This window comes from Alcaligenes nematophilus (assembly GCF_026344155.1).
Lineage (GTDB): Bacteria > Pseudomonadota > Gammaproteobacteria > Burkholderiales > Burkholderiaceae_B > Alcaligenes > Alcaligenes phenolicus.
The window spans coordinates 1-19,765 of sequence record NZ_JAPKMZ010000007.1; the positions used below are offsets into that span (position 1 = coordinate 1).

19 protein-coding genes and 1 tRNA gene are annotated in these 19,765 nt (G+C 56.1%); 11 read left to right on the forward strand and 9 right to left on the reverse strand.

Annotation, left to right across the window (positions count from 1 at the left end; genetic code table 11):
- Positions 1–934: 934 nt before the first annotated feature.
- From OSH04_RS17160 to OSH04_RS17170, 3 genes are all read right to left on the reverse strand, one after another.
- Positions 935–1,735 carry a UDP-2,3-diacylglucosamine diphosphatase gene (locus OSH04_RS17160; protein WP_009457818.1) on the reverse strand — a complete coding sequence of 267 codons (801 nt, stop codon included), beginning with the start codon at positions 1,733–1,735 and terminating at the stop codon, positions 935–937.
- Positions 1,725–2,234, reverse strand: a complete 510-nt coding sequence (locus tag OSH04_RS17165) for a peptidylprolyl isomerase (protein ID WP_045931048.1) — start codon at positions 2,232–2,234, stop codon at positions 1,725–1,727. The genes OSH04_RS17160 and OSH04_RS17165 overlap by 11 nt, the downstream gene beginning before the upstream one ends.
- A 169-nt stretch (positions 2,235–2,403) precedes the next feature.
- Positions 2,404–3,015, reverse strand: coding sequence for a tetratricopeptide repeat protein (locus OSH04_RS17170; protein WP_226348582.1), 612 nt, complete (start codon positions 3,013–3,015; stop codon positions 2,404–2,406).
- 264 nt (positions 3,016–3,279) lie between these two features.
- Between OSH04_RS17170 and cysS the strand changes: the two genes are divergently transcribed.
- From cysS to OSH04_RS17220, 10 genes are all read left to right on the forward strand, one after another.
- Positions 3,280–4,731, forward strand: coding sequence for a cysteine--tRNA ligase (cysS, locus tag OSH04_RS17175; protein ID WP_035270889.1), 1,452 nt, complete (start codon positions 3,280–3,282; stop codon positions 4,729–4,731).
- A complete protein-coding gene (locus OSH04_RS17180) occupies positions 4,716–5,387 on the forward strand; it encodes a DNA-3-methyladenine glycosylase family protein (protein ID WP_042483969.1) in 672 nt (223 codons plus the stop codon). The genes cysS and OSH04_RS17180 overlap by 16 nt, the downstream gene beginning before the upstream one ends.
- A 26-nt stretch (positions 5,388–5,413) precedes the next feature.
- Positions 5,414–6,379 carry an acetyl-CoA carboxylase carboxyltransferase subunit alpha gene (locus OSH04_RS17185; protein WP_022983527.1) on the forward strand — a complete coding sequence of 322 codons (966 nt, stop codon included), beginning with the start codon at positions 5,414–5,416 and terminating at the stop codon, positions 6,377–6,379.
- A 130-nt stretch (positions 6,380–6,509) separates the two neighbouring features.
- Positions 6,510–7,457 carry a tRNA lysidine(34) synthetase TilS gene (gene tilS, locus OSH04_RS17190; protein ID WP_277614497.1) on the forward strand — a complete coding sequence of 316 codons (948 nt, stop codon included), beginning with the start codon at positions 6,510–6,512 and terminating at the stop codon, positions 7,455–7,457.
- A gap of 167 nt (positions 7,458–7,624) precedes the next feature.
- Positions 7,625–8,878: an aspartate kinase gene (locus OSH04_RS17195; RefSeq protein ID WP_022983529.1), complete on the forward strand. Its 1,254-nt coding sequence runs from the start codon at positions 7,625–7,627 to the stop codon at positions 8,876–8,878.
- 60 nt (positions 8,879–8,938) lie between these two features.
- Positions 8,939–9,031: transfer RNA gene (locus OSH04_RS17200), tRNA-Ser, on the forward strand.
- A 418-nt stretch (positions 9,032–9,449) separates the two neighbouring features.
- Positions 9,450–10,010 (forward strand): hypothetical protein, encoded by a 561-nt coding sequence (locus OSH04_RS17205; protein ID WP_230940584.1) that lies wholly within the window; start codon positions 9,450–9,452, stop codon positions 10,008–10,010.
- Between the two features lie 172 nt (positions 10,011–10,182).
- Entirely contained in the window at positions 10,183–10,323 is a 141-nt protein-coding gene (locus OSH04_RS17210; protein ID WP_022983530.1) for a hypothetical protein, read from the forward strand.
- Entirely contained in the window at positions 10,313–11,236 is a 924-nt protein-coding gene (locus OSH04_RS17215) for a prohibitin family protein (RefSeq protein WP_080655542.1), read from the forward strand. The genes OSH04_RS17210 and OSH04_RS17215 overlap by 11 nt, the downstream gene beginning before the upstream one ends.
- 89 nt (positions 11,237–11,325) lie before the next feature.
- Positions 11,326–11,685: a DUF4870 family protein gene (locus tag OSH04_RS17220; RefSeq protein WP_009457799.1), complete on the forward strand. Its 360-nt coding sequence runs from the start codon at positions 11,326–11,328 to the stop codon at positions 11,683–11,685.
- A 40-nt stretch (positions 11,686–11,725) separates the two neighbouring features.
- On the opposite strand, the gene OSH04_RS17225 is transcribed toward OSH04_RS17220, so the two are convergent.
- The 3 genes from OSH04_RS17225 to OSH04_RS17235 all read right to left on the reverse strand — a co-directional run bounded on the left by OSH04_RS17225 (position 11,726) and on the right by OSH04_RS17235 (position 14,469).
- Positions 11,726–12,709 (reverse strand): AraC-like ligand-binding domain-containing protein, encoded by a 984-nt coding sequence (locus OSH04_RS17225; RefSeq protein WP_266108931.1) that lies wholly within the window; start codon positions 12,707–12,709, stop codon positions 11,726–11,728.
- A gap of 211 nt (positions 12,710–12,920) precedes the next feature.
- Positions 12,921–13,991: a nitrilase gene (locus tag OSH04_RS17230; protein WP_226348586.1), complete on the reverse strand. Its 1,071-nt coding sequence runs from the start codon at positions 13,989–13,991 to the stop codon at positions 12,921–12,923.
- Positions 13,992–14,211: 220 nt separating this feature from the next.
- Positions 14,212–14,469: a hypothetical protein gene (locus OSH04_RS17235; RefSeq protein ID WP_088450882.1), complete on the reverse strand. Its 258-nt coding sequence runs from the start codon at positions 14,467–14,469 to the stop codon at positions 14,212–14,214.
- A 113-nt stretch (positions 14,470–14,582) separates the two neighbouring features.
- Between OSH04_RS17235 and OSH04_RS17240 the strand changes: the two genes are divergently transcribed.
- Positions 14,583–15,176, forward strand: coding sequence for a phenylacetic acid degradation protein PaaY (locus OSH04_RS17240; protein WP_035271432.1), 594 nt, complete (start codon positions 14,583–14,585; stop codon positions 15,174–15,176).
- A gap of 242 nt (positions 15,177–15,418) precedes the next feature.
- Here the strand turns inward: OSH04_RS17240 and OSH04_RS17245 are convergent, their stop codons facing one another.
- Genes OSH04_RS17245 through OSH04_RS17255 form a run of 3 tightly spaced genes read right to left on the reverse strand, consistent with a single transcriptional unit; the run spans position 15,419 to position 19,162 of the window.
- Positions 15,419–16,423: an extracellular solute-binding protein gene (locus tag OSH04_RS17245; RefSeq protein WP_083054036.1), complete on the reverse strand. Its 1,005-nt coding sequence runs from the start codon at positions 16,421–16,423 to the stop codon at positions 15,419–15,421.
- A gap of 16 nt (positions 16,424–16,439) precedes the next feature.
- Positions 16,440–18,107 carry an ABC transporter permease gene (locus tag OSH04_RS17250; protein WP_080748018.1) on the reverse strand — a complete coding sequence of 556 codons (1,668 nt, stop codon included), beginning with the start codon at positions 18,105–18,107 and terminating at the stop codon, positions 16,440–16,442.
- Positions 18,108–18,112: 5 nt separating this feature from the next.
- Complete coding sequence (locus tag OSH04_RS17255) at positions 18,113–19,162, reverse strand: ABC transporter ATP-binding protein (protein ID WP_035270877.1); 1,050 nt, start codon at positions 19,160–19,162, stop codon at positions 18,113–18,115.
- Between the last annotated feature and the right edge of the window lie 603 nt (positions 19,163–19,765).

Here is a 19,765-nt window from a genome sequence, read left to right on the forward strand (position 1 = left end):
TTATCTGTCTAGCTGTCTAGCTGTCTAGCTGTCTATCCGTCTGTCTGTCCGCGTATCTAGCGATGTACCAATTTGATAGGCACTTTTTTGGTGATTATTGTGTTCAAGGGTTTGTTGGCAAATAGCGGGTTTGTCGCCCGTCATTTGGTCTGGCCTGGTTCGGTTTCGATACGCTGCTGCTTATTGAAAGGAGCTTGGTCTCAGCAAGACGCCTCTCGGTTCGTCTGCCCCGGTATCCGGGCTGACTACTTGCCGGTGCTGCGCACCGGTACCCTGGTCGATGTTCGGATACGGGCGCGCCCTTAACTCGCGGGGTGTCTTGTCCACCGGACAAGACACAAGCGCCCCGCTCAAACAGAAGGGCGCTTGCACCCCGTATCCAAACACCGCCTGCGGCAAGCAGTCTGAACCGCCCGGATACCGGGGCAGACGAACCGAGAGGCTCACAGTGAGGAAGGGACAAGCAGCCTTGCTGCTCATGGCGCCAAGAGTCGGTGGTCGGGCACGAGACCAGCCTTCGGTGGTCCGCTTTGGTTGCCGCGAGCGAAAGTATCTTGTTGGCAAAAATCACGGTCTTTTTTGCGTTTTTGAGGGGGCAGTTGGGCTCGACGGGCGAGTCAGGGCTCTGGCCGCAGGCTCTTGCAGTATCCAGGTTGCAAGCCCTGTGCTGTTTGAGCGGGGCGCTTGTGGTTCGTCCGGGGGACGAGCCACCCCGCTAGTTCACAGGGCGCCTGGATACTGCAAGAGACCAGGGAACCCGTGCGCAGCACGGGCCGGAGACCCGCCAAGTCGAGCCCAACTGCCCCCTCAAAAATGCTTATGCAGCCACCTTGATTCCTGCCACCAGCACCGTGTGAAGAAAAACAGGTTTTATCGCAAGAAGGTATAAAAAGACGTGGAGCTTAAACCTAGCTGGCTGTAGGTGAAGTCACTCTTACTGAGGTCCCAGTGTCTGACACTGATCCTCTTGCCCCCACTGGTGCAGGCAGAGCTGTACACCTTCAATGCTGATATAGCCGCCCCGTCGTCCTCCTTCCGAGGAGTCAGATTCCCAATCCGGGAGTACCCAGCGGCGTACCGGCTCAAAGCCGGGAATGTCATGTACTGCAGGGCGATGTGTATGGCCATGAACCATGGCCTGCACAGGATGCGCCTCGCAGGCTGCCACAATAGCTGCAGGCTGCACATCCATGATGTCTTTGGACTTGTATTGCTTGCCGCGCTGGCTACCGGCGCGGGCTGAATCGGCAATACGCTGACGCAAGCTTAAAGGGCAGGCCAGATAGAGTTTCTGGAGCCAGGGTTTGCGTACCCAATGGCGAAAGCGTTGATAGGCCAGATCGTCCAGGCAGTACTCGTCGCCGTGCGACATCAGAATCAAACCGGCAGAAGTGTCCAGAACGACTTGATCGGGCAATAGCGTGGCGTGAACATGGCGGGCGTAGGTTTGGCCCAGCAGGAAATCGCGATTGCCGCGCATCAGATACAGCGGATGCTGCTGCGCGAATGTGCGCAGCGCCTCACTGACTTGAGCAAGCCAGGGAGCAGGGTGGGCGATTTGATCGTCACCAATCCAGGCATTGAAAATATCACCGCCCAGGATCAAGGCATGAGCTTGATGCTGGGCGGAGTGCAGAAACTGCAGGAAATCCTGGACGGTGTCTGGATTGTCCGGACCCAGATGCAGGTCCGCAGCAATCCAGATGTTGCCCGCAAGCGTGAGCTTATTCGACAAGCGTGGCTTTTTCCAGAACGACGTCCTCAACGGGCACGTCTTGGTGGAAGCCCTTGTTGCCGGTGCGCACGGTCTTGATCTTGTCGACCACGTCCATGCCTTCGATCACGCGGCCAAATACGGCGTAGCCCCAGCCATTGGCGGTAGGAGCGGTGAAGTTCAGGAAGTCGTTGTCAGCCACGTTGATGAAGAACTGAGCCGTAGCCGAGTGTGGGTCGGAGGTGCGAGCCATGGCCAGGGTGTACTTGTCGTTCTTCAAACCGTTGTCGGCTTCGTTCTTGACAGGAGCGTTGGTGGCTTTTTGCTTCATGTCGGCCTCAAAGCCGCCGCCCTGGATCATGAAGTTGTTGATCACACGGTGAAACACGGTGCCGTCGTAAAAACCGCTGGACACGTAGTCCACAAAGTTGGCTACGGTGTTGGGGGCTTTTTCTGCGTTCAGTTCGATCAGGATGGTGCCCTGGTTCGTCTGCAGTTGGACGCGTGGAGAGGTGCTCATAGAAGTGCCTTCAGAAGAAGTGGAAGAATCTGCTGCCATAGCCGGACTGCTCATCATAGGCATAGCCATACAGGCAGCAATAAGCAGGGTGCGCAAGCTGCGAGCCTGATCACACCATTGAAATGTGCTTGCAAACATAAGATAGGGACAACCCAGTCAAAGAAAAATCTTATTGTTGCAGAATTTGGCCAGTTTGTTGCGCACGCTGGGCTGCTTTGGGCACACCACTGGCGGCGGCCTGACGGTAGGTGTCATTGGCCAGCATCAGTTGGACTTCACCCATATTGGCGCGGGCCAGTGCATAGGAGGGATCGGCGGTCAAAGCCATTTTCAGGGCTTCCAGGGCCAGATCCAGTTTGTCCTGCGCAATGTACTCGGCCGCCAGATTATTCCAGGGCTCGGGCAACTCCGGGTAATAGGTGGTCATGTTCTGGTAAAGGCTGATGGCGCCATTGTGGTCACCACTGGCCGACAGGGCGCGTGCCTTCAAAAACAGCAACTGCACATTGGCACCGGGCTCGCCCCGGTCCTTGCGTTGCTCCAGCTGTTTTTCGATCGCCTGCAAGGCGTCGGCATGACGGCCCTGGGCAATCAAGGTGCTGATGCGCTGGCTGACTTCAGCGGCGCTAAGCGGCAAAGAGGTATCGACGCTGGGGGCCAGCACGTCCAGAGCACGGGCCAGACCCTTCCAGCCACGTTCAGGTTCGGGAGCGATATCCAGCAAGGGATCGTTCACCCGCGCACTGGGCGGGGGCAAATCGGGCAGGGATTGGGCGCTCACGTTTTGACCCAGGGCCAGAAAAAGGGCCAGGGTGCAAGGAGCGAGAAACCGAGTCCGTCTAGGTGTACTGAACACAGAGGGGGCGCCTATAAAATCTGGCTTGAAGACCAGGAAGGTTGGTAGATTGCTGCCTTTAACGAGGTCTGCTTGCTATACTTATTGACCATCATTCTAACCTTGCCTCTTGCCGGGCGGGAAATACGGAACCTGATCCAAGGGCAATTGTTCTGGCACAAGGTTCCGATTTTATGACGATTACAGGCCATGTTGCGCATTTATAACTCGTTGTCACGCTCTAAAGAGGTGTTTTCTCCGGTTGAACCGGGCCACGTGCGTATGTACGTCTGTGGCATGACGGTGTACGACTTCTGTCACCTGGGACACGCTCGTATGCTGGTCAGCTTTGACATCGTGCAGCGCTGGTTGCGAGCAAGCGGCTATCGCGTCTCCTATGTGCGCAATATTACCGATATTGATGACAAGATCATCCGCCGTGCCGTCGAGCGCAAGCAACTGATGTCTCAGGTAACGGACTTCTATATTGCCGCCATGCATGCCGACGAAAAGGCCCTGGGTGTGCAAAGCCCTGACTCGGAACCACGCGCCACGCAGCACGTGCCCGATATGCTGGGCATTATTGCCAAGCTGGAAGAAAACGGCCTGGCCTATCAGTCCGAAGACGGTGATGTGAACTACGCCGTGCGTCAGTTCCCCGGCTACGGCAAATTGTCGGGTCGCTCTTTGGATGATCTGCGTGCCGGTGAGCGTGTTGCCCTGAACTCGGCCAAGCGTGACCCTCTGGATTTTGTGCTGTGGAAGTCGGCTAAAGAAGACGAACCTGCCGAATCCAAATGGGAGTCCTCCTACGGTCTGGGCCGTCCGGGCTGGCACATCGAATGTTCGGCCATGAGCAAGGCGCTGCTGGGCCTGCCCCTGGATATTCACGGCGGTGGCCCGGACTTGAAGTTCCCTCACCACGAAAACGAAATTGCCCAAACGGAAGGCGCTTTTGGCGGTCAGTTGGCCAATGTCTGGATGCACTGCGGCCCCCTGATGGTGGACTCGGAGAAAATGTCCAAGTCCCTGGGCAACTTCCGTCGCATCCGCGATACCGTGGCGCCCGAAGGTCTGGCCGACGAAGAAAGCAGCTACATCGCCAATCCGCGTGAAGCTGAAATGTTGCGCTTCTTTATTGTGCGCAACCATTACCGCAGCCTGCAAAACTACGCACCAGATAATCTGCGCGATGCTCAGCAGGCTTTGGACCGTCTGTACCAGACCCTTCAACATGTTCCTGCCGCCGACGTCCAAATTGACTGGACTCAAGGCCCCGCTTTGGCTTTTGCCGAAGCCATGAATGACGATTTCAATACGGCCGGTGCTATTGCCGTTCTGTTTGAGCTGGCTGGCCAGGCCAACCGCGACAAGGATGCGCAGGCCGCCGGTTTGATGCGCGCTCTGGGTGGCGTGATTGGTCTGTTGCAAGTGGACCCGGCCGTCTACTGGCGCGCCAGCACACGCTTTGGTCAGGCAGCCAGCGTGGCCGGTGCCGATTCCTTGAGCGACGCCCAGATTGACGAGCTTCTGGCGGAACGCGGCCAGGCTAAACAGAATCGCGACTTTGCGCGCGCCGACGCCATCCGTGAGCAGCTTAAAGAGCAGGGCGTAGAGCTGGAAGATCGGCCAGGTGGAGCAACACAATGGCGCAGGGCCTAAGCGGCGTTCAATCCGGCCCTCAAGTTCGTTTGGTGGGCAAACCTGATTACTGGGACGACGCCTGCGCCCAGCTGATGAAGCGCGATCGTATCTTGCGCAAGCTCATCCCCCAGCATGGCGACTACTGGCTGCAACATCAGGCACCGGCTTTCACCACTTTGGTGCGTTCCATCGTGGGCCAGCAACTGGCCTCGCGTACGGCGGACCAGCTGTGGCGCAAACTGCTGGACGGCTGCGGCCAGGCGCTCTCGCCTGAACTTATTTTGGAACTGGGTTACGAGGCCCTGCATGGTTTGGGTTTGCCCAAACGCAAGGCCGAATATATTGTTGATTTGGCGACTCACTTTGATGCTCGTAAAATCGACCCCCAGGCATGGCAGTCCCTGTCTGACGAAGCCGTTATTGCGGACCTGTGCGCCATTCGTGGTGTAGGCCGCTGGACGGCTGATATGTTTCTGATTTTCAACTTGCACAGACCCGATGTTCTCCCTTTGGATGATGCGGGCCTGCTCAAGGCAATCTCTCAGCACTATTTCAGCGGCGAGCCGGTATCCCGGTTCGAGGCGCGTGAAGTTGCTCAAGCGTGGGCACCGTGGTGCACGGTGGCTACCTGGCATCTGTGGCGCAGTCTGAACACAGTTGCGGTACGATATTAAATTAGGCCTAAACCTTAAGAACCGACATGCGAAATACATTCCTGGAATTTGAGCAGCCTTTGGCCGAGCTCGAAGGCAAAATCGAAGAGCTCCGCTATGTGCAATCTGATTCCGCTGTGGATATTTCAGAGGAACTCAGCCGTCTGCAGCAAAAAAGCCAGACGCTGGCCAAGAACATTTACGCCAAGCTCACGCCTTGGCAAACGGCCCTGGTTGCTCGCCATCCACAACGTCCATACACCCTGGACTATGTAAACCAGATCTTCTCGGACTTTCACGAACTGCATGGCGATCGCATGTATGCGGACGACCTGGCAATTGTGGGTGGTCTGGCCCGTTTCAACGGTACGCCTTGCATGGTGATTGGTCACCAGAAAGGTCGTGATACCAAAGAGCGCGCCCGTCGCAACTTTGGCATGCCGCGCCCCGAAGGCTACCGTAAAGCCCTGCGCTTGATGAGGTTGGCGGAAAAATTTGGTATCCCTGTCTTTACCTTCATTGATACTCCCGGCGCCTACCCTGGTATTGGCGCTGAAGAGCGTGGCCAGTCCGAGGCAATCGGTCATAACCTGTTTGCCATGGCCAAACTGCGTGTACCTATCATCTCCACCATTATTGGTGAAGGCGGTTCGGGTGGTGCGTTGGCGATTGCCGTGGGTGACGTGGTCTCCATGCTGCAATACTCCACCTACGCCGTGATCTCGCCCGAAGGTTGTGCCTCGATTCTGTGGCGTAGTGCGGACAAGGCGCCCGTGGCGGCTGAGGCCCTGGCCATTACCGCTCCCCGTCTGAAAGAACTGGGCCTGGTCGATCGCGTGATCAACGAGCCCATTGGTGGCGCACATCGCGATCCCACCATGATGGCGCGCCAATTGGGCCGTGCCCTGGCTGATGCCTTGCGTCAGGTCTCGGGCCTGAGCACCGAACAACTGCTGGCGCAGCGTATGGAACGTCTCCTGGCCTACGGCCGTTATCAGGAAGTTCGTGCCTGATCCATTGCCTTCCAGTCAGCTGGGGGGCTTTAGCCCCTCACCCCCGCTGCTGGAGGCGCTTAACCATCACCTAAGTTTTAAAAGCGGCGACACAGTCGCGGTAGCCTTGAGTGGTGGTGCGGACTCGGCAATGCTGGCGGTACATGCCCATCTTTGGGCCAGCCGCCGCAAAGTCACACTTCATTTTTTCCATATTCATCACGGCCTGCAAGCCATTGCCGATCAGTGGCAAGCGCATGTGCATGACTTGGCTGCGCGTTTGCAGCGACCCTGTCACAGCTTGCGGGTCCAGGTGCAGTCTCACCGTCTAAGCGCTGATGGTATGGAATCTGCCGCGCGTGATGCCCGTTATCAGGGCCTGGCTGAACTGGCGCATTTTGTTGGCTTGCAGCATGTACTGCTGGCTCATCATCAAGACGATCAGGCCGAAACGGTTCTGATGCGTTTGCTGCGAGGCACGGGTACAACCGGTCTGGGGGCGATGGCACCCCGTATGCAGCGCGATCAATTGCAGTACTGGCGACCCTGGCTGGAGCAGCCCAGGGCACTTATTCTTCAAGCCAGTGATGCGTTTGCCGCAGCCACAGGCTGGTATGCGGTACAAGATCCCACCAATATCAATCCTGATTACACCCGTGGTGCAGTACGCGATTTGCTCACGCCTGTACTCGACGCGCGCTGGCCGGGCTGGCAAAGCCGTTTGCAGCGTCAAGCCCAGCTAAGCCGCGAAACACAGGAAGTATTGGATAGTGTGGCCAGCCAGGATTGGCTGACACTGGAACCTGATGAAACAGGACGCAGTTTCAGTTTGGTGGCCTGGCGTAGTCTGGAGCCAGCGCGGCAAAGCCTGGTGCTCCGTTATTGGTTGCAGGAGCAGGGCGCTGGCTTGCCTACGCAAGCGCGTCTGGCAGAACTGCTCAAGCAACTGCGCGGGCTGCATGCCCGGGGGCACGACAGAAATTTGATGTGGAAGCATGGACAGAACCTGGTGCGCTGTGTGCGAGGCCGGGTGCAGATCGAATCTGCCGGTCCAGGCGACCAGCAAGCAGGCCGGGTGGCCGATCAAGCAAGTAAGTAGTTTGGGGTGGCCTGTGGCAGGAGCGTGGGCTATGGTGTTGAGTCGACAAAGTATGTGTTTTTTTGCGTGTGTATGTGGTAGAGCCTGCGCTTGGGGCACAGAAAGTCGTTAGAATAGTTGGGTTTTGTGTCTATCCCAGACCTTAGCCCTTTGATGCAGAGTAAAAGATGTCCCTGATCGTACATAAATATGGCGGCACGTCGATGGGCTCGATCGAGCGCATCCAGAATGTGGCGCGTCGGGTTGCCAAATGGCATGCCGCCGGGCACCAAGTTGTGGTGGTTCCTTCGGCCATGTCCGGTGAAACCAACCGTTTGCTAGGCCTGGCCAAAGAACTGAGTATTCAGCCTGATCCGCGCGAGCTGGATATGCTGGCCGCTACGGGCGAACAAGCCAGTAGCGCTTTGTTGGCCATGGCCTTGGCTGCCCAGGGCGTTCCCGCCCGCAGCTACGCCGGTTGGCAAGTTCCCGTCAAGACCGACAATGCCTACACTCGTGCCCGCATTAGTTCTATTGATGACACCCGCATTCGCCAGGATCTGGACGCAGGCCGTGTGGTCGTTGTGACCGGCTTCCAGGGGGTGGATGATGAAGGCAATATCACGACCCTGGGTCGTGGTGGCTCGGATACTTCCGCGGTGGCTGTTGCCGCTGCCATGAAGGCCAGCGAATGCCTGATCTTTACCGATGTGGATGGTGTCTACACCACCGACCCGCGCGTCGTGCCCGAAGCACGTCGCATGAAAGTGCTGTCCTTTGAAGAAATGTTGGAAATGGCCTCTTTGGGCTCCAAAGTTCTTCAAATCCGGTCTGTGGAATTTGCTGGCAAGTACAAGGTGCCTGTGCGCGTCTTGTCCTCCATGACCGACCCCATGATTTCGCTCGAAGAAGAAATGTCTTCGGGTACGCTGATTACTTTCGAGGAAGACCAAAAAATGGAAGCTGCCGTTGTCTCTGGCATCGCCTTCAGCCGTGATGAAGCCAAGTTCACCCTGCGTGCCGTTCCCGACACCCCCGGCGTGGCCTATTCCATTCTGGGCCCCATCGCAGCGGCCAACATCGAAGTCGACATGATTTTGCAGAACCTGTCGGTTCAGGGCACCACAGACTTTTCCTTTACCGTCAGCCGCAACGACGCGCTGCGTACCAAGGAACTGCTGATGAACCAGGTCGGCCCGGCTGTGGGCGCTGGCGAAATCGTGTTTGATGAAGCCGTGTGCAAAGTGTCTATCGTTGGTATCGGCATGCGTAACCACGCTGGTATTGCCAGCTCCATGTTCCGCGCCTTGTCCGAAGAGGGCATCAACATCCAGATGATCAGCACCAGCGAGATCAAGACCTCGGTGATTATTGCCGACAAGTACATGGAATTGGCGGTGCGTGCTCTGCACAAGACGTTCGAGCTGGATCAGGAAAAATAATCCCTTTAGCTATTTGCATTGGTTTTTTAAAAATGCTATAGTTACTTCTTTCCTAGAGCTGGAGACGTGGCCGAGAGGTTGAAGGTACTCCCCTGCTAAGGGAGCATACGGCTTATACCCGTATCGAGGGTTCGAATCCCTCCGTCTCCGCCAGCTGGAATTAAATTAAGCCCTTGTTTTCAAGGGCTTTTTTTATTGTCTGACGCATAGTGTCGCCAATGTTCGGACCCACGCTCAAGCTTGGCTTTGTGCAAACCCGGTCCTGGTTCAGGCAGCAATGGCGACAACAAGACGGGCATCACGCTTTTCCAAACACAAGAACAAAAAATAATTGTTACTTTTTTATTTTGCCCACTCAGGCGAAGTGAAACGGTAGAGCGTCCTTGGGCAGCAGCGTTTCAAACAGCATGGATTGTTAAAGCGCAAGGCTTTTCAGTCCAAGACTGTTGAGGATTGAAAAGGCTGTGTCGTTTTTGGCACAGGCAAAGAAAAGCAGTCATTCCCGTGCTTACAATCGACCAATGTGTTTTACGTCGTTCAAGACGGGTGGTCTTGTTTTTTAGGGCGAGCGATGATTAAACGAGTCCTCTGTATCTGTAGCATGGCCTTGATGGGCCTGCCTTTTTTGGCATCGTCAACTGAGCTGGCATTGGATGACCAGGTCGTGACTCGTTATGTGCAAAGCCTGGGTGAAATCTTGCCGGTGCTGCAAACCGTGGAGCGTAGCGAGCCGGTTTGGGATGGCGGGCTGCCAGACGGTTTCCCACCCATGCTGGAGGTGGATCAGGTCGAGCGCGGTTCGGACATTTACCGTCAATTGAACAGCCTGACGCAAAAGTATGGCTTTGCCGGACTGGAGCAATGGGATAGCGTGGGACGCCATATCTGGCTGACCCGTCTCTATATCCAGGAGCGCGAAGATCTGGACTCGGTTTACGAGCAGCTGGATGCGCTGGAAGCGGCCTTGCGCGATAACGCACGCCAATACTCCACGGCTGAACTGGAGCAGTTGATGCGTACCTTCCAGATCAGTAAAAACCATATTCTGCGCCTGGTTGCAACCCGTAGCGATGTACCGCCGGTACAGGCTCATCTGGCTGAACTGGACGCTGCCCTGGCTTCCCTCGAATAAGCAACTAATCCGCTTTTTCCATTTTCTCGGGCGTCGCAATGGCGCCTGTTCAAGATTTGTTACTAGCAATACTGTCCATTTGTCATATTTTGACGCTTCTTTTCTGAGCGTGACAGAAGGAATCGGGGATAATTGCGCTCTGACTGAAATCTAGTGGGAAGACTGAAGCGTCATGCGTATCATCTTGATTTTGTTGGGGGCCGCTGTGCTGGCCTACCTGATTGCCAAAGGCATACGGCAACTGATGGTGGAACGTCGTCAATTAAAAGACCAGACGCGTCAGCCACATAAAGGAAGCCGTGATGAGCACTGATAAAAATCCATTTACTAAATTGGCTGCTAAAACAAAGCCAGAAGGTGGCACTGCCAACTACTCCAAGGGACTGGGTTTCCTGGGAGCGGCGGTTGTTATTTTCCTGATCCTGATCGTGGCCTCCATGGGCTCGTTCTTGCAGGTAGACCAGGGTGAACGTGGCGTGGTGCTGCGTAACGGTAAGCTGGTTCGCGTGGCCGAACCTGGCCTGGACTTCAAGGTTCCGTTCTTTGACACGGTACGTACCATTTCGGTACGTGATCACACGGTTCGCATGCAGCTTGAGGCGTACAGTTTTGACCAGCAGTCCGCCTCCATGGTGGCTTCGGTAACGTACCGCGTGCCTGAAACTGATGTGGCTCAGCTGTATTCCGAGTACGGTTCACTCGATGCCCTGGAAGCCCGCTTGCTGGAACGGAAGGCTCTGGACGTGATCAAGAACGTGTTTGGTAAGTACACTGCTGCTCAGTCGATTCAGAATCGCGAGAAGCTGGGTGCTGACATCAACGAAGCCATGCGCGTGACCCTGGAGTCCGCTCCATTGCAAATGATGGGTGTGCAGGTTGAGGAAGTGTCGTTCTCCAAAGCCTACGAGCAATCGATTGAAAACCGCATGTTGGCTCAGGTTCAAATTGAAACCACCCGCCAGCAAAAAGAAACTGCTTCCATTCAGGCTGAAATCAAAGTGGTTCAGGCTGAAGCAGAAGCCCGCGCTCAGCGCGAACGCTACATGGCCGAAGCTGACGGTATTCGCCTGCGTGGTGACGCCGAAGCCAAGGCCATTTCTGCCAGGGCCCAGGCATTGGCCCAGAATACCAATCTGGTCAATTTGAATGCGGTGGAAAAATGGGACGGTAAGTTGCCAGAAAGTCTGGTTCCCGGTTCCGCCATGCCATTTATTGGACTGCGTTGATCTCCAGGCAGTCACTGACCTGAACAGGTTTTCTTCGGTAGCGTTACGGGATAGGTAACGCTACCGTTTATTTTTCCAAGGAGTTACGGATGAATGAGGAAAGGAACCCGGTCCCACAAGGCGACGGTACAAACCAGTTGGTCAGTCTGCGTAATCTGACTCTGATCAATTACGCGCTGTACATCTTGTCCATGTTTGGCGGCATCACCGCCCTGGTCGCCATCATCATCAACTACATCAAGCGCGATGAAGTGCGCGGCACCTATCTGGAGTCGCACTTTGATTGGCAAATCCGTACGTTCTGGTGGGGATTGCTTGGTGTGGCGCTGTCTTTCTTGTTGATGGCGATTCTGGTCGGTTTCGTGACCATCGTGATTGTCAGCGTGTGGATTCTGTACCGTCTGATCAAGGGTCTGCTGGCTCTGAATGACGGCAAGGCGATTGCCTGATCGCCGGACCGCCGGACCGCCGGATCGCCGGACCGCCGGATCAGATAGGCATCGTGTTTGTTTGGACCTGGGCCCGCATACTTTCGCGGGCCTCTTTAGGCGGCACACCAAAGCGCTGCCGAAATGCCCGGCTGAAATGGGCAGAGCTGCTGAAGCCCCAGTGATACGCAATTTCAGTGATGGTCTTGTGGTGATGGGCTAGACGGCGCAAATCCTGTTCAGCGCCTTGCAGGCGCATGAACCAAATCCAGTTTGTCAGTGAATCGGCCTCGCCTTCCCAGGCGCGATGCACAGTGCTGGCTGTCAGGCCCAGGCGATTGGCAATCTTGCCTATATTCAGCTCGGGGTCGCGCAGATTCTCCAATACATAGGCTTTGATCCGGTCGCGCCGTACGGTTCCCGTATCGTCCTTTAAGGACGGGCTGCCCAGATTCTCGGCCAGCGCTGCCACCAGAATACCGACCAGGCTGTCGGCAAGTGATAGATCCACAATAGGTCCGCCGGTTGGCGGGCAGGCCATCAGTTCGCTCACCATATAGGCGAGCAGGCGTGCCGTGCCGGATTGGGCGCTGGTTATTTTGCAGGCTGTCATATCTTCGGCATTGCGCAAACGCTTGCGCAGGATGGAGCCGGGCAAAGACAGGACATACTGCTCAAAGTCCTGGTCAAACAGGAGTTGATAGGGGCGGGTGGAGTCGTACAGGGCCAGATCGCCGGGTTTCAGCTTGGCGATCTTTTCATCCTGAACTAGTTGTCCTGCTCCTGCCACTTGAATACTGAGCAGAAAAATATCCTCGGATGCCCTGGAAATTTGCAGTGGCGTGCGCAGTACGGTCTGGGTGGTCGAGGAGATACGAGATAGGCTGACCTCTGCCAGTTCACGTCGCGTAATGGCCCCGAAGAAAGGGGTAGCGGAACGGGAGGGGACGGCGCATTCCAGCTGCACATAAGCTTTGTTGACGGCCTCCATCCAATAGGGGGCGCGCCGGGTAGCGGGAACTGCCGTGGTGGACCATTGCTCCATTGATGATCTCTCCGTCGTGGGTCCAAAGGCTGACGGCAGGGACTGCGATCAACTGGACTGACTAAGTATCAGGCAAGATCTTTGGTTTGAGCCAGACCAGAAAGAGTGGCGGGGGACGATAATTTCCGACCAGGACGACGCGGATGCAGGACCGGGGGGCAGAAGGAATCACGGCCCGGGCAAGCTGTCCGGGCCTTGTCATCTCTTGGGATCAGGACGGCTCTTGCACGAGCAGTGTGTCCGAGTCCTGTGGATGGCTGATAGCGACTGAGGTAGCCGTACTTTGCACACCTGGCTCGGGAGCCTCTGCCTTGGTCACGCTTTTGGAGTGCACCCGAGTCATGGGTTCTCGGTGCCCCAAGTCCAGCACCAGACGGGTGGCTTCAGGTTTGGAATAGTGGCCCACGGGGTCATTGATCGCCTTGGCGAAGGCAATCTCCTCCATATCCAGATCGGCAATGATCAAGCCCTCGGCATCGTGAGGCAGGTAGGGAGCCAGTGTACGTCCGTCCGGTGCAAAAATCATGGAGCTGCCACCGCCCACTTTCAGCAAAGAGGCGTTGTGCTCACCCACTTCCAGCATGTCTAGCGTCTCTTGGGTGACCACACTGCTGGCGGCGATGGTAAAGCACTGGCCTTCCACCGAATAGATTTGCGAGGCGGCCATGTTCACCTTGGCACTGAGGGCGTGGGCCTGTTCGCTGTATAGCGAAAACGACGGCCAGGCAGCAATGTGAATGGCTTCATGCTGGGAGTACAGCGCGTACTTGCTCAAGGGCGACAAATGCTCCCAGCAGCATAGAGCGCCGACGCGTCCCAGTTCTGTGTCGGACACAATCAGATCACGGGCATAACCCTCACCAAATACGGTGCGCTCTACATGCGTGGGTTTGAGTTTGCGACGTGACCATAGCATCTCGCCTTTGTCATTGATCAGGCATTGGCCCAGATACAGGCTGCCACCGCTGCGTTCGCTATAGCCCAATGCGATGAAAATGCCCAAGGTTCGCGCAGCCTGGGCAATGCGCTGAAACTCTGCACTGTCTAGCGAGAGTGAGTTGGCATAGTAACGAGCACTGTATTTCAGTGACCAGGCCGGCGCACCTAGCCAGACGTGGAAGGGATAGCCTGGCAACCAGGTTTCACCAAATACGATCAGGTCGCAGCCTTCATCACGCGCTTGTCGAGCCAGTTCAATGGTTTTATCAACACCTGCTGCCAGGTCGTAGTTGGGAGAGGCGGCCTGTACGGCGGCTGCCCGGACGATTTTCCTTGTCTGCATACATCCTCCTTGTCGCGGTATCCGCGATCTTGATCGCCAGGCCGTGCTGCTTACAGAGCCCGGCCATCCTGTTTTGTGTCAGTTTAGGAGGGGAGGACAGTGCTGAATTGACTGACAGGCGCAGAAGGCTTGACTGGGAGTCGCAGACGTGGGGGCAGGAAGCCCCCAATCCTGACCCGGATGTCCGTGCAGTGAACGAGAAAAGTGCGGCCCGTCTGGCTTAAAGCGCGAAACTGTATTGCACCGTCAGCCCCAGGCCCACGACCCACAAAATCAGGGGGACAGGGCGCATCAGCAGGCCGGGAATGGCACGCAGGATAAAGCCGATCAGGCGGGTGAACAGCCAGAGCAGGGGCGGCGATTGATCTTTTTCCTTCATATAGATAATGCCTTGCGACAGCAAAAAGGACTGCGACAAGTAGGCGGCGTAAAACACCATGCCCAGGGAAAAGGCCAGCCAGTAATACAACATGCTCATAGGATGCAAAAAGAAAGAGTACGGCGCATTATATCGGTCTGCAGCAGCTATGATCGTATTTTTGGCCGGACCTTGGGCCGGCTGTGGGTGCAGGCTTTTTGTACGAGGCAGGTATGCAAAATATTTATTCTATTGATGGGCTGGTGCCAGTGGTTCACCCCACGGCCTATGTTCATCCTACCGCTGTACTGATTGGTGACGTCATTATTGGCGAGGGCGTGTATATCGGTCCTTTGGCCAGTTTGCGCGGGGACTTCGGGCGCATCATCATGAAGGCCGGCTCCAATATTCAGGACACCTGTGTTATTCATGGCACGCCTTATCAGGACACGGTGGTGCATGAGGATGGCCACGTCGGGCACGGTGCCGTGCTGCATGGCTGCGTCATTGGTCGCAATGTGCTGGTGGGCATGAATGCGGTCGTCATGGATGCGGCGGATATTGGTGCAGACAGCATTATTGGCGCCATGGCCTTTGTGAAGAAAGGGATGCAAGTGCCGCCCCGCAGTCTGGTGGCCGGTTCTCCCGCGACGGTGGTCAAGGAGCTGGATCAAAAAGCCATTGATGGCAAGTTTTTCGGCACACGTATGTACCAGCGTCTGGCCCAGCGTTCACTGGCAACCATGCAGCGTGTGGAGCCTTTGACCGAAGTGGAAGCCGATCGCCCACGCCTGCGTGAAGATCAGATTTATCCAGTGGATAAATAAGGCAGCTCTGTCTTTCTACAGGCTTGTTGCTTGCCAAGCGCAACGCAGTTTCGGAGCCGGTCTGAAAGTGCTTGCAATATGTCACCCAGCAGCCGTTTTTACTCACGTATTTCAGGCAATAAAAAACCCCTTGAGGGCCGGATGAGAATCCAGCATCAAGGGGTTTGTCCATTCAGTGCGAACCAGCAGGCGGGTGGGGCAGGCCCACCACGCATTGCTATTGCGCTCTGAATTTCTCCGGCTTATTTGCCAGCTGCAGCCAAAGCCTGTTTCCAGGCTTCGATGACCGTTTCGTACTCGGCAGCAGCCTTCAAAGGATCGATGTTGGCCACTTTGATCTGATCCAGGTTAGGCAACTTGGTCAGCTCGGCCACATTGATGTCGCTGCGAGTAGGACGGCGGAAGTTCTCCACCAGTTCAGCTTCCTGTACTTCTTTGGAGAGCAGAACGTCGACCAGTTTGCGAGCCGCTTCCTGGCCGTTCTTGGGGTTCTTGATCACGGCCACGCCTTCAGGAGCAATGAAGGTACCGTCTTCAGGGTAGATCAGCTCAATGCCTTTCTGACCACCGGCCACGTAGGCGTAGGCCGCGTATTCCATGGTCACGCCCAAGGGGTACTCGCCGTTAGCCACGCTTTTGTAGACCTGGCCCGAGCTCTTGGACACGATCACGTTGGCTGCCAGCTTTTGCAGGCCTTCTGCACCGTACAGTTGGTAGATGCCATAAACCTGGTCGTAGGCACTGCCCGATGATGCGGGGTCACCAATAATGACCTTGCCTTTCCACTGAGGATCGAACAGATCGGACCAGGTTTTTGGAGCGGCCTGGCCTTTCAGTTGGCGCTCGTTGGCCATGATGACCATGACGTGGGCGTTGGAGCTGGTCCACAGGCTGTCCTTGCCGTGGAAGGCTTCAGGAATGGCCTTGTTCTCGGGCGATTCGTAGGCTTCAAAGTTCTGCTGGAAAGCCGCCATGGTGCCGTAGCCAGTGCCCCAGACCACGTCACCCAGCGGGTTCTGTGCTTCGGCTTCGATACGTTTCATCAAGGCACCAGCGCCCGAGGTCACTTGTTGAATGGACAGGTCAGACGCGGTCTTGCGAGCAATTTCCAGTGCCGTATCAATGGTTTGCACATTATTGGGCGTGTACATCACGGCATTGGCGGCCATGGCGGCACCGGACAGGGACAGGGCGCCGACACTGAGGGAGAGTGCCAGACCAGTTTTCAGAAAACGTGTAGTCAGCATAGTGAGCCTTTTTAGATTAGCGGCTGGAAAACAGATCCAGCTTGAGAAAACGGATAGCCAGATAAATCGGCACCAGAATCACGACCATCAAGATCACCCCATAGGCCGAAGCGCGGGCCAGGAAGCCAGCGTCGATCTGACGGAACATCTGGATGGGCATGGTCTCCATACCACCGTAATACAGCACGATAGTGGCGGAAATTTCAGCCAGCGAAGTGACCCACATCAGGATGGCCGCACCCAGAATGGCGGGTTTCATCAAGGGCAGAACCACTTTGAAGAAACTCTGGAAGGGACTGACACCCAGGTTGATGGAGGCCTCTTCGATAGAGTCGGGAATGTTGTAGAGCGAGGCCGAGGCCGAGCGAATGGAGAAGGGCACTTTACGCACAAAGTACGCGCCGGCCATGATCACCCAGGTGCCAGTCAGTACCAGCATGCCGCTGTTGTAGGTCTGGATCAGGGCAATACCCAGCACGGTGCCGGAAATGGCCAGAGGCAGCATCACCATATAGTCCAGCGCGGTGACCACGAACAGGCGCTTTTTCACGATCAGGTAACTGCAGATCGTGGCAAAGCAGGTGCCTGCAATAGTGGCGACACTGGCCAGCATCAACGAGTTCAAGATGGGCTCGGGAGCGTAGCGCAGGGCACGCTCCATATTGTCCAGCGTGAAGGTTCCGTATTGCATGACCGGGCCGCTGGCTTTGGTGAAGGCACCAATCAGCACGATAAAGGCCGGAATCAGCGAGAAGGTCACAAACAGCACCGCACCAACGGTCAGCAAGATGCCGGCCAGCCCTTGAGCACGAACCGGACGTGGGGCGCGGCCTTGCTGCATCTGGAAGGTCTTGCGTTCCAGTACCCGTTTCTGAATGAATAGCACCGCACCGACCAGAATCACGGACACCACGGCCAGCACACCTTGCATGGTGGGGTTACCGCTCATCTCGGACAGGAAGGTGGTGTAGGTCAGCGAGGACAGCACATCGACCTGACCGCCCAGAATCATGGGGATGGAGAAGTTGTCCACGGCCAGCGTGAACACAATCATGGCATTGACCAGCAGGGCAGGCATCAGCACCGGGAAGGTGACGCTGAGCGCGCGCTTGAAATTGCTGGCACCCAGGTTCACGGCGGCTTCTTCCAGCGTGCCGTCAATGGCCTTGAGCGCAGCCAGCATGCCGATATACACATAGGTGTAATCGTTCAGGATCAGCACATAGGACATGCCAAACCAGCCGTAGAAACTGGGCAGGTCAATACCAATGCTTTCCAGGGCCAGACGCACCACTCCGTTATTGCCCAGCAGCATCAGCCAGGCCTGCGAGACGATGATGTCCGGCAGCACAATGGTGGTCAGGGGCAGGATGGCCACAATGGCCTTGCCGGGGAAGTCGTAGCGAGCCACCACATAGGCCAGCGGCGCACCCAGCAGCAGCGTCCCTATCGTGGAGATCAGCCCCAGCTTGATGGTGTTGAAGAAGGCCTCAACATAGCGTGGGTCGCTAAAGAAAGTCTCAAAGCCGTGCAGGCTGGGCATGCCCGTTGCCGGGTCGATCACGCTTTGATAGAACAGGGAGGCGAGTGGCCATACAACCCAGAACACCAGCACCACCAGACAGACCAGGGCGGGCAGGAACCAGGGAGAACGAAGGGCCAGGGGTCTTGCAGCAATAGCCATGGGTCTTACGCCTCGACCAGTCGACATTCAGGGCTAAAGCTCAGGTTCACCGAAGCACCTGCAGACAGATGCGGGTCCTGGGCAGCGGCAACGTCGGCAATAATTTGCTTACCATCGCTCAGTTTCAGGCTGTAGGCCGTTTTGGTTCCCAGATATTGGCGAGCGACAATCTGGGCCGGAATGCTGCTAGCCTGGGCTTCGGTATGCAAAGTGATGTTTTCCGGGCGCACTGCCAGCAGTACCTGGCCGGCAGGCGGCGGGTTGTTCACCATGATGTGTCCACCGGCAATGCTGACGGTGGTGTGATCAGCTTCCACATGCACGCCCAGGGTGTCGATCAGGTTGGCCGCACCAATAAAGTCGGCAGCATAGGCAGTGCGTGGTGTGGAGTACATGGCTTCGGGGGTATCGAGCTGGTCGATACGGCCCTGACGCAGCAAGGCAATACGGTCCGACATGGACAGGGCTTCTTCCTGATCATGCGTCACGAAAATAGCCGTGATATTGGATTCCTGCTGCAATTCGCGGATGACCTGGCGCATTTGAATACGCAGCTTGGCATCCAGGTTGGACAAAGGTTCATCCATCAGCAGAACACGGGGTTCGATTACCAGGGCGCGGGCCAGGGCTACACGCTGGCGTTGGCCTCCGGACAGCTCAGCCGGGTAACGCTCGCCCATGCCACCCAGTTCCACACGCTCCAGAATGTAGGCGACTTTTTTCTTGATCTCGCTGCTGCTGACTTTGCGTACCCGCAAGCCGTAAGCCACATTGTCAAACACGGTTTTATCGGGGAACAATGCATAGTCCTGGAACACCATGCCGGTCTCGCGCTTGTGCGCGGGCAGGTAGGTAATGTCTTCCTTGTCCAGAAACAGGCGGCCTTCATCGGGGATGATGAAACCGGCAATCATGCGCAGCAAGGTTGTTTTGCCGCAGCCGCTGGGCCCTAATAAAGTGAAGAACTCGCCATGCCGGATTTGCAGGCTCAGTTCATTGATGATGGTATTGTTGCCGTAGCGTTTCACTACGTGATCGATGTGGATGTCTGCCATGGGGATAGATCAGCCTGGGACTGAGTAGTGCAGGTAAACCGCGCATCAAGGGGGCGGTTGCCTAGGCTTTAAAAAGAAGTGGTTCAGCGGCCAGTAGCGACGCAAACATCACCGGGGCGTGAACACGAACATTAATTACAAGTTAGTGACAAGTTTTATAGGAAGTTGCTATCTTAGCAGCAGGCCAATGCTTGTAGTTTTAATTATCAGGCGTCTAAGTCCGTAGCAAAGGCTGATCTACTCAGTGTTACCCAGTGGGCAAGCAAAAAAAATCCCGTCGGACAGGCATCATATTGCGATAATCAGGTGGTAGTAATGTGTCTTGCTTTTTCGTCTAAAGCGGTCTAGTGCGGGTCGGGGTTTCTTGTGTCAAATAAAGGCCCTTATAGTGAGTTCAAAAAGAATGACAGTTTCCTGCAAGGGGCAGGAGTGGGAGAGGGACACTAAAGGGTAGGTTTCTATCCTGTTCAGGCCGGTCTTCACCAGGCCTGTTTTTTGCACATCCGAATTTATAGATGGTGTTCCGGTGTTGAGGGCAAACACACACCGGGCCGGAGAGGTCGTTGGGTCGTGTCCACGTGGTGACAGACTCACCCATCCGGG

Bases quoted from the DNA above. Each gene is read 5' to 3' on its own strand.
- OSH04_RS17235 (WP_088450882.1), bottom strand. From the start codon at position 14,469: ATGAGCATGTTGTATTACTGGCTGGCCTTTTCCCTGGGCATGGTGTTT.
- OSH04_RS17205 (WP_230940584.1), top strand. From the start codon at position 9,450: ATGATTAAACGAGTCCTCTGTATCTGTAGCATGGCCTTGATGGGCCTG.
- OSH04_RS17165 (WP_045931048.1), bottom strand. From the start codon at position 2,234: ATGAGCACCTCTCCACGCGTCCAACTGCAGACGAACCAGGGCACCATC.
- OSH04_RS17185 (WP_022983527.1), top strand. From the start codon at position 5,414: ATGCGAAATACATTCCTGGAATTTGAGCAGCCTTTGGCCGAGCTCGAA.
- OSH04_RS17220 (WP_009457799.1), top strand. From the start codon at position 11,326: ATGAATGAGGAAAGGAACCCGGTCCCACAAGGCGACGGTACAAACCAG.
- OSH04_RS17215 (WP_080655542.1), top strand. From the start codon at position 10,313: ATGAGCACTGATAAAAATCCATTTACTAAATTGGCTGCTAAAACAAAG.
- OSH04_RS17230 (WP_226348586.1), bottom strand. From the start codon at position 13,991: ATGCAGACAAGGAAAATCGTCCGGGCAGCCGCCGTACAGGCCGCCTCT.
- cysS (WP_035270889.1), top strand. From the start codon at position 3,280: ATGTTGCGCATTTATAACTCGTTGTCACGCTCTAAAGAGGTGTTTTCT.
- OSH04_RS17210 (WP_022983530.1), top strand. From the start codon at position 10,183: ATGCGTATCATCTTGATTTTGTTGGGGGCCGCTGTGCTGGCCTACCTG.
- OSH04_RS17180 (WP_042483969.1), top strand. From the start codon at position 4,716: ATGGCGCAGGGCCTAAGCGGCGTTCAATCCGGCCCTCAAGTTCGTTTG.
- OSH04_RS17245 (WP_083054036.1), bottom strand. From the start codon at position 16,423: ATGCTGACTACACGTTTTCTGAAAACTGGTCTGGCACTCTCCCTCAGT.
- tilS (WP_277614497.1), top strand. From the start codon at position 6,510: ATGCTGGCGGTACATGCCCATCTTTGGGCCAGCCGCCGCAAAGTCACA.
- OSH04_RS17250 (WP_080748018.1), bottom strand. From the start codon at position 18,107: ATGGCTATTGCTGCAAGACCCCTGGCCCTTCGTTCTCCCTGGTTCCTG.
- OSH04_RS17240 (WP_035271432.1), top strand. From the start codon at position 14,583: ATGCAAAATATTTATTCTATTGATGGGCTGGTGCCAGTGGTTCACCCC.
- OSH04_RS17225 (WP_266108931.1), bottom strand. From the start codon at position 12,709: ATGGAGCAATGGTCCACCACGGCAGTTCCCGCTACCCGGCGCGCCCCC.
- OSH04_RS17195 (WP_022983529.1), top strand. From the start codon at position 7,625: ATGTCCCTGATCGTACATAAATATGGCGGCACGTCGATGGGCTCGATC.
- OSH04_RS17255 (WP_035270877.1), bottom strand. From the start codon at position 19,162: ATGGCAGACATCCACATCGATCACGTAGTGAAACGCTACGGCAACAAT.